Source organism: Bradyrhizobium sp. SZCCT0148 (assembly GCF_018129985.1).
Classification (GTDB): domain Bacteria; phylum Pseudomonadota; class Alphaproteobacteria; order Rhizobiales; family Xanthobacteraceae; genus Bradyrhizobium; species Bradyrhizobium japonicum_H.
The window spans coordinates 166,937-179,760 of the sequence record NZ_JAFCKT010000007.1 but is presented as its reverse complement, the minus strand read 5'-3'; the positions used below and the strand labels follow the sequence as shown (position 1 = coordinate 179,760).

The 12,824-nt window shown below is 63.3% G+C and carries 14 protein-coding genes; 7 read left to right on the top strand and 7 right to left on the bottom strand.

Going from position 1 to position 12,824, the window contains the following annotated elements; genetic code table 11:
* Positions 1-21: 21 nt before the first annotated feature.
* Positions 22-1,209 carry an acyltransferase family protein gene (locus JQ580_RS21890; protein ID WP_212282281.1) on the bottom strand — a complete coding sequence of 396 codons (1,188 nt, stop codon included), beginning with the start codon at positions 1,207-1,209 and terminating at the stop codon, positions 22-24.
* Positions 1,210-1,372: 163 nt separating this feature from the next.
* Here JQ580_RS21890 and JQ580_RS21885 point away from each other — a divergent pair, with 163 nt between their 5' ends.
* Entirely contained in the window at positions 1,373-1,546 is a 174-nt protein-coding gene (locus JQ580_RS21885) for a DUF1328 domain-containing protein (RefSeq protein WP_007612121.1), read from the top strand.
* Positions 1,547-1,667: 121 nt separating this feature from the next.
* Here the strand turns inward: JQ580_RS21885 and JQ580_RS21880 are convergent, their stop codons facing one another.
* Entirely contained in the window at positions 1,668-2,027 is a 360-nt protein-coding gene (locus JQ580_RS21880) for a DUF427 domain-containing protein (protein WP_212282280.1), read from the bottom strand.
* A 196-nt stretch (positions 2,028-2,223) separates the two neighbouring features.
* On the opposite strand from JQ580_RS21880, the gene JQ580_RS21875 reads away from it, so the two are divergent.
* Both JQ580_RS21875 and JQ580_RS21870 read left to right on the top strand, forming a co-directional pair.
* Positions 2,224-2,460 carry a BolA family protein gene (locus JQ580_RS21875; protein WP_018316584.1) on the top strand — a complete coding sequence of 79 codons (237 nt, stop codon included), beginning with the start codon at positions 2,224-2,226 and terminating at the stop codon, positions 2,458-2,460.
* Positions 2,461-2,485: 25 nt separating this feature from the next.
* A complete protein-coding gene (locus JQ580_RS21870; RefSeq protein ID WP_212282279.1) occupies positions 2,486-3,679 on the top strand; it encodes a low temperature requirement protein A in 1,194 nt (397 codons plus the stop codon).
* Between the two features lie 195 nt (positions 3,680-3,874).
* Here the strand turns inward: JQ580_RS21870 and egtD are convergent, their stop codons facing one another.
* On the bottom strand, positions 3,875-4,846 hold the full coding sequence (gene egtD / locus JQ580_RS21865; RefSeq protein ID WP_212282278.1) for an L-histidine N(alpha)-methyltransferase: 972 nt from the start codon (positions 4,844-4,846) through the stop codon (positions 3,875-3,877).
* Positions 4,847-4,894: 48 nt separating this feature from the next.
* Positions 4,895-6,190 (bottom strand): ergothioneine biosynthesis protein EgtB, encoded by a 1,296-nt coding sequence (gene egtB, locus JQ580_RS21860; protein ID WP_212282277.1) that lies wholly within the window; start codon positions 6,188-6,190, stop codon positions 4,895-4,897.
* Between the two features lie 239 nt (positions 6,191-6,429).
* On the opposite strand from egtB, the gene grxD reads away from it, so the two are divergent.
* The 4 genes from grxD to JQ580_RS21840 are packed head-to-tail and all read left to right on the top strand — an operon-like array spanning position 6,430 to position 9,908.
* Positions 6,430-6,756 (top strand): Grx4 family monothiol glutaredoxin, encoded by a 327-nt coding sequence (grxD, locus tag JQ580_RS21855; RefSeq protein ID WP_094972247.1) that lies wholly within the window; start codon positions 6,430-6,432, stop codon positions 6,754-6,756.
* A 3-nt stretch (positions 6,757-6,759) separates the two neighbouring features.
* On the top strand, positions 6,760-7,311 hold the full coding sequence (locus JQ580_RS21850) for an O-acetyl-ADP-ribose deacetylase (RefSeq protein ID WP_212282276.1): 552 nt from the start codon (positions 6,760-6,762) through the stop codon (positions 7,309-7,311).
* Positions 7,312-7,357: 46 nt separating this feature from the next.
* Positions 7,358-8,644 (top strand): serine hydrolase domain-containing protein, encoded by a 1,287-nt coding sequence (locus tag JQ580_RS21845; protein WP_212282275.1) that lies wholly within the window; start codon positions 7,358-7,360, stop codon positions 8,642-8,644.
* Position 8,645: 1 nt separating this feature from the next.
* Positions 8,646-9,908 (top strand): serine hydrolase domain-containing protein, encoded by a 1,263-nt coding sequence (locus JQ580_RS21840; RefSeq protein WP_212282274.1) that lies wholly within the window; start codon positions 8,646-8,648, stop codon positions 9,906-9,908.
* 99 nt (positions 9,909-10,007) lie between these two features.
* On the opposite strand, the gene JQ580_RS21835 is transcribed toward JQ580_RS21840, so the two are convergent.
* From JQ580_RS21835 to JQ580_RS21825, 3 genes are all read right to left on the bottom strand, one after another.
* A complete protein-coding gene (locus JQ580_RS21835) occupies positions 10,008-11,075 on the bottom strand; it encodes a threonine aldolase family protein (RefSeq protein ID WP_212282273.1) in 1,068 nt (355 codons plus the stop codon).
* A gap of 88 nt (positions 11,076-11,163) precedes the next feature.
* Complete coding sequence (gene rpsD / locus JQ580_RS21830; RefSeq protein ID WP_212282272.1) at positions 11,164-11,781, bottom strand: 30S ribosomal protein S4; 618 nt, start codon at positions 11,779-11,781, stop codon at positions 11,164-11,166.
* Between the two features lie 198 nt (positions 11,782-11,979).
* On the bottom strand, positions 11,980-12,747 hold the full coding sequence (locus tag JQ580_RS21825; RefSeq protein WP_212282271.1) for an acyltransferase: 768 nt from the start codon (positions 12,745-12,747) through the stop codon (positions 11,980-11,982).
* Positions 12,748-12,824: the final 77 nt, after the last annotated feature.

Genomic DNA, 12,824 nt, shown 5'->3' with positions numbered 1-12,824 from the left:
GACGCGTTGAGGGAGCGTGCCTCACAACACGTGTGACGCCCCCGGTATCTTCCGCAAGACCGCCGTCACGCCCCAGCTCAGGATCACCGTCAGCACGAACCCGATGGCGGCCTTCACGATCGCCGACAGTTCGTAGTCGTGCAGCGCGTACTGGATCCACAGTGCGATCGGATAGTGCACCAGGAAGATGCCATAGGCATCGGCCTGCATGCGGTCGAGCAGGGTCGGCCCCGGCGCCTTCGAATGCAGGAAGAAGGCGAGGATCGCGAGCAGGATCGAAGCTGAGAACAGGACCAGGAACGTGCCGTAAAACACATGGTACCAGTGCGGCAGGTGACCGGGATTGCCGAGGATTTCGCGCTTGATGTAGATCATGCCCCACATCAGGCAATACGGGATCAGCGTGACGATCACCCAGAGCCAGCGCTGCTTCGGCAATTGACCGTCGGCGCTGAGGATGCCGCGGTCGAAGTTCGCCGCACCGACGCTGGCGCCGATGAAGAAGTAGCTGAAATAGAGCAGGATGCGGCTCGCCTGCACCGAGAACGGTCCGAACTCGAACCATTTGTTGGTGCCGAAATAGAGCAGCGCTGGCAGATAGACGATGCCGCTGACGGCGACGAGCATCAGCCAGAACACGGCGGGCTGCTCGAACCCGCGCAGCGAAACGCGGTTGCCGGGATCGACCAGATGCGCCGAGATCCGGTAGAGCAGGCTCGCGGTCAGGTCGAAGGCGAGCAGCACCCACACGAACCAGATCGGGCCGCTCGGCCATGGGCCCGCCGTGACAGTCTTCCACCAGAAGGCAGCGAAGGTCAGCTCGGGCTCGGCGCGGAGCGCGATCGCGTAATAGGCGAGCGGGATCACGGTCAAGGCCGCGATCGCAAACGGCAGCCCAAGCCGGAGCAGGCGGTCGCGCAAAAAGACCGACGGCGCCTTGCGCGCGATACCGGGCCAGGTGAACAGCCCCGACAGGAAAAAGAACATCGCCATGAAGAAGCTGTCGGTGGCGAGCACGATCATGTCGAACCCGGCAAAGGAAGTCGGATCGGTGTGACCGAAATGCGTGTAGGGGATCACTGCATGATGCAGCAGCACCACCAGCGTCAGGAAGGTGCGGGCCCGATCGAGCGAAAGATTGCGCGACTTGCTCTTTGGCGCGGCGTGCGCGTCCGCGCCGATCGTCGCCGAATGTGTTATCGTGGTCATGGCCGCCCCGCGCTCCTGCTCCCGGCGCGACTGTGCCGCCCGGAACCGGATTCATCAAGCCTCGTTTGGGCTGTGCCGCTCGTAGGAACCAGTTCCGCGCAGCGAAGTTAGCGTTCCCGAAAAGGGATGGGCCGCTGGTGCGGCAATATTTTCGGAGCTGGCGATGACGATCCTGAAATGGGCACTGATCTTCTTACTGGTCTCGATCGTGGCCGGCGTGCTCGGCTTCACGGGCATCTCGGCCGCCTCCGCCGATATCGCCCGCTTCCTGTTCTACGTCTTCGTCGTGATCTTCCTGGTGCTGCTGATCCTGGGGTTGACGATCTTCAGGGCGTAGCCGGCGCCGATCTCACCCGGCGCGCTGCCGTGGCCAGGCTCGTCCCGGCCATCCACGCTCGCAAGCACGACCAAGAATGTGGATGCCCGGGACAAGCCCGGGCATGACGTACCCGGAGATATCACCCCACTTCTTCGATCTTCACCTTGTCCGGATAGAAGGCGAGATGGCCGGAAATCTCGGTCATCGCGGGGAAGGGCGTTTCATAGGTCCAGATGGCATTTTCCAACGTTTTGCCGTCGGCCTTTACGCTGTAATAGCTGGCGTCGCCCTTGTAGGGGCAATGGGTCGTGCGATCGGTGCGCTCCAGCAGGGCCATGTTGGCGTCCTCGCGCGGCACATATTGCACCGCCGGGTATTTGGCCTCCTTCAGGGTCAATGCCTTGCTGGTCTCGGCGATCACGACGCCGCCCGCGGTGACGCGGACGCGCCGGGGATTTTGGGTGATGGTGATGGGGTGGTCGGGCCCTGGGATCTTCATGATGTCACGCCTTTTTTCGATCGATCTGCCGCGCGCGGCACTTTGTCGTGCCTTTATCCTGATGGGATCAGGGATATAGTGCCTGAAGGCGTGACGTAGAAGGCCGTTCACGCTAAGTTTCGCCATGCCGACACGTTTGGTTTTGCAGATTCGACCCCGGCAAGCGATTCTCTGCCGAGACAGGAGCTAGACCCTAATGCCCATGGACGCCCACGATATCGAGGCGATGATCAAGGCAGCGATCCCCGATGCCGAGGTGACCATCCGTGACCTCGCCGGCGATGGCGACCATTATGCCGCAACCGTGATTTCGGAATCCTTCCGCGGCAAGTCCCGCGTCCAGCAGCACCAGATCGTCTATCAATCCCTCCGTGGTCAGATGGGCGGCGTGCTGCACGCGCTGGCGCTGCAAACCGGCGTGCCGGGCGCCTGACCTGATCGCGCGACCGGAGGCGACGATGGCTGCGGACAATTCTCGCGGCGCGATGTTTCGCGTCATCGTGCCGAACCAGCACAGCCGTGTCACCAACGTCGAGCTGTTCTTCGACCTCGTCTTCGTCTTCGCCGTCACGCAGGTGTCGCATACGTTGCTGCACCATTTCACGCCGCTGGGCGCGCTGCATGTCACGGTGCTGTTTCTCGCGGTGTGGTGGGTGTGGGTCTACACCGCGTGGGTCACCAACTGGCTCAATCCGGAGCTGACGCCGGTCCGCGTCATGCTCTTCCTGATGATGCTCGGCGGCCTGGTCTTGTCGACGACGATCCCGACCGCCTTTGAAGGGCGGGGCCTGTGGTTCGCGATCGCCTACGCAGCGATGCAAATCGGGCGGACCGCCTTCTGGCTGTTCGCGACGCCGCCGCATAGGACAGCGGTCCGCCACAACGCGATCCGCATTCTAACCTGGCTCTCGATCTCCGCGGTGTTGTGGATCGCAGGCGGCCTGTCCGAAGGTGAGACGCGGCTATGGCTGTGGATTGCGGCGGTCGCCTGGGAGTACGTCTCGCCGGCGGCGCGCTTCTGGGTTCCCAAGCTCGGCTTCTCCTCTGTGGAGGCCTGGGCCGTCGAGGGCGGTCACATGGCCGAGCGTTGCTCGCTCTTCGTCATCATCGCGCTTGGCGAAGCCGTCGTGGTCAACGGCGCGACCTTTGCCGAGCTGGAGTGGACCGCGGACAACATCCTGGCCTTCGTCTCGGCACTGGTCGGCGCCATCGCGATGTGGTGGGTCTATTTTCACAAGGGCGCCGAAGCCGGCGCCGAACGGATCTCGAAGTCCGCCGAATCTGGGCGGCTGGCGCGGCTTGCCTATACCTATCTGCACATGCCGATCATCGCCGGCATCATCCTGACCGCGGTCTCCGACGAGTTGGTGCTGAAGCACCCGACCGGCCATTCCGACATGCGCATCATCGTCAGCACGATCGGCGGACCGCTGGTGTTTCTGATCGGCACTATCCTGTTCAAGCTGGCGATCCGCGGCTTTCTCCAGCTCTCGCACGGGATCGGCATCATTCTGCTGCTGGTGCTGTGGTGGTTCGCCGCCGACCTCCCGCCGCTGTGGCTGTCGGTCGCGACGAGCGTGATCATGATCGTGGTGGCGGTGTGGGAGTCGATGTCGCTGGGATCTGCTTCGGAAGAAGCCGAAGCGCATTGACTCTGGAGCGGTCTGGGCAAGCGCCCGCGTCCTTCTTGAGGACCGCTGCCCGGTCTCTTCAGGCTGAGGCTAATTGGCGTCGGCGCTCGTTCAACTTGTCGCGCACTGCATCCTCATCCCGAGGAGCCCGCCTCAAAGGCGAGCGTCTCAAAGGACACGCTGCAGGGAACGACGTTTCAGCGGAGGGCGGGACGTTTATTCCGCCACTTCCAGCGCATGCACCGAGAACATCTTCGCCGCATCCGTCCAGCTCTCGCGCACCCGCCAGCCGGCGCCCTGGGCGAGGGCGGCAAAACGCTCGATGCTGTATTTGTAGCTGCTTTCGGTGTGGATGCTCTCGCCGGCGCGGAACGAGAAGCTGGTGCCGAGCAGGCGCACGGTCTGGCTCTTCTTGCTGATCAGGTGCATCTCGATGCGGTGGCGCTCGCGATTGTAGATCGCGCGGTGGGTGAACGCCGAGAGGTCGAAATTGCCGCCGAGCTCGCGGTTGATCCGAACGAGAACATTGAGGTTGAAGCGGGCGGTGACGCCGGCGGCATCGTTGTAGGCATCGAACAGCACGCGCTCGTCCTTTTCGAGGTCGGCGCCGATGATCATCTGCGCGCCCCGGCCCAGGATCTCCCGCGCGGTCTTCAGGAAGGCCTGGGCTTCATGCGGCTCAAAATTACCGATGGTCGAGCCCGGGAAGAAGCCGACCTTGGGCATCGATGCGACGTGCTTGGGCAGCTCGAACGGCGTGGTGAAGTCGGCAGCGACCGGATAGATGCCGAGCGACGGGAAGTCGCGCTTCAGGCCGTTTGCCTGCGCCTTGAGGAAATCACCGGAGATGTCGACAGGAACATAGGCCGCAAACCTGCAATGGTTCAGCAGCAGACGAACCTTCGTCGTCGCGCCAGCGCCGAATTCGACCAGCGCGGCATGCTCCGGAATGATCTTCGCGATCTCGCTGCCGCGCTCCTTCAGGATCGCAAGCTCGGTGCGCGTCGGATAATATTCGGGCAGCTTGGTGATCGCCTCGAACAGCTCCGATCCGGTCGCGTCGTAGAAATATTTCGGCGACAGTTTCTTCGGCTGCTGCGAGAGGTCCTCGATCGCCTCGCGGGCAAAAGCGGTGGTCTGCTCGTCGGGAAGATGGGCTTCGGCCAAAGCGCTGGCGTGCACATTCATGATACTCTCCTGAACGCGCTGTCCGGCGCGCATTTGTCGTCGGAAATGTTAGTCGTAATCGGCGAGCCGGAGTCCGGTGAACTGCCAGCGGTGGTGCGGATAGAAGAAGTTGCGATAAGTGATACGGCTGTGGCCTTCCGGAGTTGCAAGCGAGGAGCCGCGCAACACCAGCTGGTTGATCATGAACTTGCCGTTGTATTCGCCGAGCGCGCCTTCGATGGCGCGGTAGCCGGGATAGGGCGAATACGAGCTGCGGGTCCACTGCCAGACGATGCCGAAGGCGTCGTTGAGCTGGCCGGCGCGGGCCGCGACCTCCCACTCCATCTCGGTGGGCAGATGCTTGCCGGCCCAGCGCGCGAAGGCGTCCGCCTCGTAGTAACTGATATGGCAGACCGGGGCGGTAGGATCGACCGGCCTTACGCCGGCTAATGTCATCACATGCCACTGGCCATCGATCTCGCGCCAGTGCCCCGGGGCCTGCCAGTCTTCCTTGCTGGCCGCGGCGAAGCCGTCCATCAGCCACAGCGTTGCGTTCGCGTAGCCGCCATCGCTCATGAAAGCGAGCCATTCGGCATTGGTGATGAGATTGCGAGAGAGCTTGACAGGACCGACCAGGGCGCGATGCGCCGGCTTCTCGTTGTCGAAATGAAAGCTGTCGTCGACATGGCCGACGGTGTGGATGCCTTCGTTCAGCGTCAGCCAGTCGTCGGCGGCGCGCGTCGCGGCCGGGAAGCGCCAGTCCGGGTCGTAGGCCGGATAGACCGGGTTCTGCGCAAAGGCGTGCAGAATGTCGGTGAACATCAATTCCTGGTGTTGCTGCTCGTGATTGAGCCCGACCTCGACCAGTGGTGCAATCTCGTGAAGCTTGTCCGGCTCCGCCTCTCGGAAGAACTTGACGACGGCCGTATCGACATAATTGCGATAGGCCCCGACCTCGTTCGCACTGGGGCGGGTAATATCCCCGCGATGGTTGCGGGCGTGACGCGGGCCGGCGCTGACGTAATAGGAATTGAACAGGAACGCGAAATCGGGGTGGAACGGTCGGTAGCCAGCCGCGTGCTCGCCGAGCAGGAATTGCTCCCAGAACCAGGTGGTATGGGCCCGGTGCCATTTCGTCGGGCTCGCATCGGGCATGGACTGGATCTGCTGGTCTTCCGGCGAAAGCGGCGCAGCCCGGCGTTCGGTCTCGTTGCGGACGGCGAGAAAAGCCTCTTCCAGGCGCCGGGCGAGGTTGCCGGCGGTCGACAGTGACGAAAGCGAGGGGGCGGCCGTAGCGGAGGCTTGTTTCGTCACGTTTTTCTCCAGACAGGACAAGAGAACGTTGTTGGCGTTGCCCGGTTCCAAAACCTGGGTTCGTCCTAGATAGGGGCTCCGTTACGGTATGAAAGTCCTCCCGGGCGATGATATTGATGCCGTCAGACTATGAATCCGGCCGGCGGGGAAACCGGCCTGCGGGGCATGTCGCCGCCATTTTACTTTGGATGCACAACGGTTTGGGCTACATATATGGGCAGGTATCGGGTTAAATCGGCTGAGCCGGCCCGAAGCGATCGGAGAGGGCTCGGCCCCAGAAGGACACGGATATGAGCATCGAGGAATTCATCGCCAACGAAGTGAAGTCGAACGACGTGGTTCTGTTCATGAAGGGCACGCCGCAATTTCCGCAGTGCGGTTTCTCCGGCCAGGTCGTACAGATCCTCGACCATGTCGGGGTCGGTTATAAGGGCCTCAACGTCCTCGAATCCGCCGAGCTTCGCGACGGCATCAAGACCTTCTCCAATTGGCCGACGATTCCCCAGCTCTATGTGAAGGGCGAGTTCGTGGGCGGCTGCGACATCGTCCGCGAGATGTTCCAGGCTGGCGAATTGCAGCAGCTTCTCACCGAGAAGGGCGTCGTCGTCGCGGCCTGATAGGTGACTTGGCTGACGCGCCGCATTGGCGGCGCCGAGCTCGAGGTCGTCGTCGCCGACATCACCACGCTGAGCGTTGACGCCATCGTCAACGCTGCGAACACGTCCCTTCTTGGTGGAGGCGGCGTAGACGGTGCGATCCATCGGGCCGCCGGGCCCGATCTGGTCGCCGAATGCCGCATGCTCCATGGCTGCAAGACGGGCGATGCCAAGATCACCAAGGGCTACCGACTTAGGGCTGCCCATGTAATCCACACCGTCGGGCCCGTCTGGAATGGCGGTATCCTCGGCGAGGACGATCTGCTCGCCTCCTGTTATCGCCGTTCGATGGAGCTGTGCGGGAAGCACAGACTGACCTCGGTGGCATTCCCCGCGATTTCGACCGGCATTTTCCGTTTCCCCGCCGACCGCGCCGCCGACATTGCTGTGCGCACGACGGTCGAAGGGCTCTCGGCAGCGCCATCCGTAACGCGTGTCGTGTTCTGCTGCTTCTCCGAGCCGAACGCCAGGCTCCATGCCGATGCACTTGCGCGACACCCCGGCCCTTGTGCCTGATGATGCGGCCGGTACACTCCGCCGGACCATGTTCCGGGGAGGGGATATGATTTCAAAATCTGGACTGCGTGCGCTGGCCTGCGGCGCGCTGGTGTCGCTCGGCGCGATGTCGCTGGCTCAAGCCGAGGGCACCTACGAGATTCCGGCCGGCGCGCATTTCAATCAGGACAAGCTCGGCAAGATCAGCGAATTCTTCAAGAACGAGGTCGCGACCGGCAAGATCGCCGGCGCGACTGTCCTGATCAAGCAGCACGGCAAGCCCGTCTACCACGAAGCCTTCGGTGTGCAGGACGTGGTCAGCAAGGCACCGATTACCGACAAGACCATCTTCCGCCTGTTCTCGATGACCAAGGCGCTCACGTCGGTGGTCGCGGTGCGGTTGATCGAGGACGGCAAGATCAAGTTGGATGATCCCGTCTCGAAATACATCCCGTCCTTCGCCAACGTGAAGGTCGGCGTCGAGAAGAAGGCGGAGGACGGCACCAAGTCGCTCGAACTGGTGCCGCCGAACAGGCCGATGACGGTGCACGATCTGATGACGCACACGTCGGGCATTACGTACGGCTTCTATGGCGACAGCCTGGTCCGCAAGGCCTATCGCGAGGCCAACATCTATGCCGGCGATTTCGACCTCGCCGAGTTCGCCGAACGCATCGCGAAACTGCCGCTGCACAACCAGCCGGGCGCGCTTTGGCAATATGGCCATTCCACCGACGTGCTGGCACGCGTGATGGAGATCGCGGCCGGCAAGCCGCTGATCGACGTCATGCGTGAGAAGCTGCTCGACCCGCTCGGCATGGTCGATACCGGCTTCTTCGTGACGGCTCCCGAGAAGCAGAAGCTGCTGGCGCAGCCGGTGCCAAACGACAGCGATTTCCGGGTCGGCCGGATCAACGATCCGACGGTGGCCAAGAAGATCCAGTTTGCCAGCGGCGGTATGGTAACGACCATGGCCGACTATGAACGCTTCGCGCAAATGCTGCTCAATGGCGGCAGCCTCGACGGCAGGACCATTCTCAAGCCCGAGACATTCAAGCTGATGACGACCGATCAGATCGGCCCGGGCTCAGGCGTTGATCGCGACTATTTCTATTTTCCCGGCGACGGTTTCGGCTTCGGTCTCGGGCTCGCCGTTCGTACCGATCCCGGCAACGCCAAGCCGCCGCCGCCCGGTGATCTTGGCGAGCTGAAATGGGACGGCGCCTCCGGCTGCTATTTCGTGATCGACCCCAAGCAGGACATGTTCTTCGTGCTGCTGGAGCAGACCCCGACCGAGCGCCAGCGCGTACAGCGGACATTGAAGCAGCTGGTCTATGAAGCCATGGAAAAGTGACATGTTCGGGCGCCGCGCGTTCCTCGCGGCGCTCGTATTTCTGATTGGCGTGGTCGGTGCGAAGGCCGGCTCCGAGGGACGTGCCGCCCGCACTTTCTCGCCCGAGGGGCTGGCGAAGGTTTCCGACTACATCCGGAACGAGGTCGCCACCGGCAAGATCCCCGGTGCCATCCTGCTGCTCCAGCAGCACGGCAAGCCGGTCTATTACGAGAATTTTGGCGTCCGTGACGTCGCGACCGAAATCTCGATGAGCGCGGATACGATCTTCCGTCTCTACTCGATGTCGAAGCCGGTCACGTCGGTCGCGGCGATGATGCTGATCGAGGAAGGCAAGCTTTCGCTCGACGATCCCGTCGCAAACTACATTCCGGCCTTTGCCGGTATGAAGGTCGGCGTCGAGAAGAAGGCGGAGGACGGCAAGGTCTCGCTGACGCTGGAGCCGCTGGCGCGTCCGGTGACGATCAAGGACCTGCTGCGCCACACCGCGGGGCTGCCTTATGGATTTTCTGGCGGCGGTGCGGTGCGCGAGCTCTATGCGGCGGCCAACCTCTTCAATGGCGATGTTTCCAACGCCGATTTCGTCGCGAAGCTCGCCACGCTGCCGCTCGCCGAGCAGCCGGGCACGCTGTGGGACTACGGCTTTGCCACCGATGTGCTCGGCCGCGTCATCGAAATCATCTCTGGCAAGACGTTGCTGCAGTTCGAGAAGGAGCGGTTGCTCGATCCGCTCGGCATGACGGAGACGGCATTCTTCGTCACTGACCCTGTCAAATTCTCGCGCATTGCCGAACCGTTGCCGAACGATCGCAACATCAATCCCGCGACGCCGCTCCGCGACATCAGGCGTCCGGCGATCTGGCAGTCGGGCGGCGCTGGCATGGTCGGCACCGTCGGCGACTACGCCCGTTTTGCGCAGATGCTGCTGAACGGCGGGACCTATGACGGCCGGCGCTATCTCAAGGCAGAGACGATCGCGCTGATGGCATCGGACCATATCGGCCCCGAGACAGGGATCGCGCGCGACCAGATGTACTATCCGGGCGGAAGTTCCGGCTTCGGCCTCGGTTTCGCCGTGCGCACCTCGGTGCCGCCAGGCACGTCATGGCCGCTGGGCGAATATCGCTGGGACGGCGTCGGCGGCACTTTCTTCTTCATCGATCCCGAAGACGATCTGTTCGGGATCTTCATGGTGCAGACGCCGTCGCAGCGCGGCCGGATCCAGCTGGCGCTAAAGACGCTGATCCTTCAGACAATGGGGCGGTAGGCACTTCGCGGTCTGTGTTATCCCGGATGAGCGAAGCGACATCCGGGATTTCTGCGCGTGAAGTCCGAGTATCGCTGCGCTCACCCGGGCTACGAGAATTCACGCCCCGCGCACGATCTCGCGCACGTAGCCGATCGTCTCCTCGACCTGGGCCGCAGTGACGTCGAGATGGGTGCAGGCGCGAATGCGGCCATCCATCATCGCCAGCGTCACGCCGCGCTGGCGCAGCGCCGCAACCATCTTGTCGCCGGCAACGCCCGCGCCGTCGGGCTTGAAGAACACCAGATTGGTCTCAGGCTCCTGCACCTCGATTCCTGCGATCTGCGACAGCCCGCGGGCAAGCGCGCGCGCATTGGCGTGGTCGTCGGCAAGACGGTCGACGTGATGGTCGAGCGCGTAGATGCAGGCGGCGGCGCAAATGCCGGCTTGCCGCATCGAGCCGCCGAGGCGCTGCTTCCATTGCCAGACCGCGTCGATGAAGGCGCGCGAGCCGGCGAGTACGCCGCCGATTGGAGCGCCCAGTCCTTTCGAGAAGTCGATCCAGGCCGAATCCCAGCCCGCGGTCATGTCGCGCGGGGAGATGCCGCTGGCGACGGTCGCATTCAATAGGCGCGCGCCGTCCATGTGGGTGACCAGGCCGTGCTGTTTCGCGATTGCGACGATCTCGTCGAGCGCGGCCTTCTTCCAGATCGTGCCGCCGCCGATATTGGCGGTCTGCTCGACGCTGACGACGGTCTGCGGCGGCTGGTAGCGGGTGCGCGGATGCAGAGCTTTCCGGAATGTCTCCGGCGTGAACTGGCCGTCGGGGCCTTTGAGCTGCGTCACCTGGAAACCGCCGATCGCGGCATGCGCGCCGCCTTCCCGGGCGATGATGTGCGCGGTCTCATGGGCGAGGATCTCGTCGCCGGGACGGCAATGCACCAGCGTCGCGGTGACGTTGCACATCGTGCCCGACGGCATGTAGACGGCGGCTTCCTTGCCGAGCAGCTCCGCGACTCGCTCGCACAGTGCGTTCACGGTCGGATCGTCGCCGACCTGCTCGTCACCGACCTCCGCCCGTGCCATCGCCTCGCGCATCGCAGCCGTCGGCTTGGTCTGCGTGTCCGAGAGCAGATTGATGCGCACCGGCGGCGCCTTGGGGTCGATCGGGGGAGGGGTATAGAGCATGCGACGCCTCCTAAAGCATTGCGGCCACTGCAACGTGGCTCTTAAGCAAAAAGGCCCCGGCGAACCGGGGCCTTTCTATATTCAGATCTTAGCGCGAATAGAATTCGACGACCAGATGGGGCTCCATCTGCACCGGGAACGGCACGTCGGAGAGGCCGGGGATGCGAATGTATTTCGCGGTCATCTTGCCATGGTCGACTTCGAGATAGTCGGGAGTGTCGCGCTCGGGAAGCTGGCTGGCTTCGAGCACGTGGGCGAGCTGCTTGGAGGCTTCCTTGACCTCGATCACGTCGCCGACCTTGAGCTGGTAGCTCGAGATGTTGACCTTGCGGCCGTTCACCTTGATGTGGCCGTGGTTGATGAACTGGCGGGCGGCGAAAATCGTCGAGACGAACTTGGCGCGGTACACGACCGCGTCGAGACGACGCTCGAGCAGGCCGATCAAGTTCTCGCCGGTGTCACCCTTGAGGCGGCTCGCCTCGACATAGATGCCGTGGAACTGGCGCTCGGAGATGTTAGCGTAGTAGCCCTTCAGCTTCTGCTTGGCGCGCAGCTGCACGCCGAAGTCCGAGAGCTTGCCCTTGCGGCGCTGGCCGTGCTGTCCGGGGCCGTACTCGCGGCGGTTCACGGGGCTCTTCGGGCGGCCCCAGATGTTCTGGCCCATACGGCGATCGAGTTTATACTTCGCCTCACTGCGCTTAGTCATCGCGTCCTCTTCAGGTACTTGGTTTGAGGAAACGCGCCCTCCTGTGTGCCGGGCTAGCCCGGCACTGACAGGTCCGATCCCCAAAGCTTAAGGGAGTGGACCACGGGTCGCGAAACGCTTCGCGGGCCGAAATCGGCCCGCGAGCAGGCGGCTTTTAGGTGAGTTTGGGCCGTTCTGTCAATGCGAATGGGCCAGGAATCATGTCCCGACTGCTCTTATCGGCTTCGCGCCGCCCGCCCGCAATTCGGCAGCGATTTCAGTATTCAGGACCTGTTCCAGCCGGGTCAGGACCCGGGCGATCGGCGCCGCATCGGTAACGCGGTGATCCCAGCGGATTACGACATGGATAGTCTGATCTGGCTCGACTAGGCCATAGCTGATGATGAACGGGCCGGGCGTGATGGGACGAAGCTCGCCGCCGCCATAGGCGGCCACCGAGCTCACCGCAAAGCTGCCGAACCAATTGCCACGCTGACGGCCGAAATTCAGGCCGATCGCCCAGGACAGCCGCCGCAGCGGCAGCGGCAGGCGGGTTGCCCGCATGATCTTCCGGAACATCGGGACGTCTGCGATCGGCGCCGTCTTGCCGCGCCGGATCTCGGCGTCGACCGAGGCCAACGCCATGGCCTCGGGCGCCGCGATTCGCTGCGGCATCACGCATTCCTCGCCGTCCTCGACCCGGGCAATCGCCACCGACGCCACGCTGTGCGGCAATTCGTAGAACGTCGGCCAGGGCCATTTGGCGTAGACCGTACGCAGGATCGGCTCGTCCCTGGCGACCAGGGCGAACGCCTTGACGAAGGTCGCAGCCCAGCCCGCTGGTGCGGCGGCACTGGCGCGTGCCTCGAGCAGGGGGCGGATATCCAGCGAACGGGAGAGCGAAACGAACGGCACGTCCATCGACGCGTGCATGAGGTCGCAGATCAGGCGCCGCGGCAGCGAAATGGGCTTTGGCGTCCCGCGCATTGGTCTTCGGTTCCCAGAGATGAAAAAATGTGCAGCGAGCGGGGTCCCGCTCGCCGTTTTCTTAGCACGAACCAACC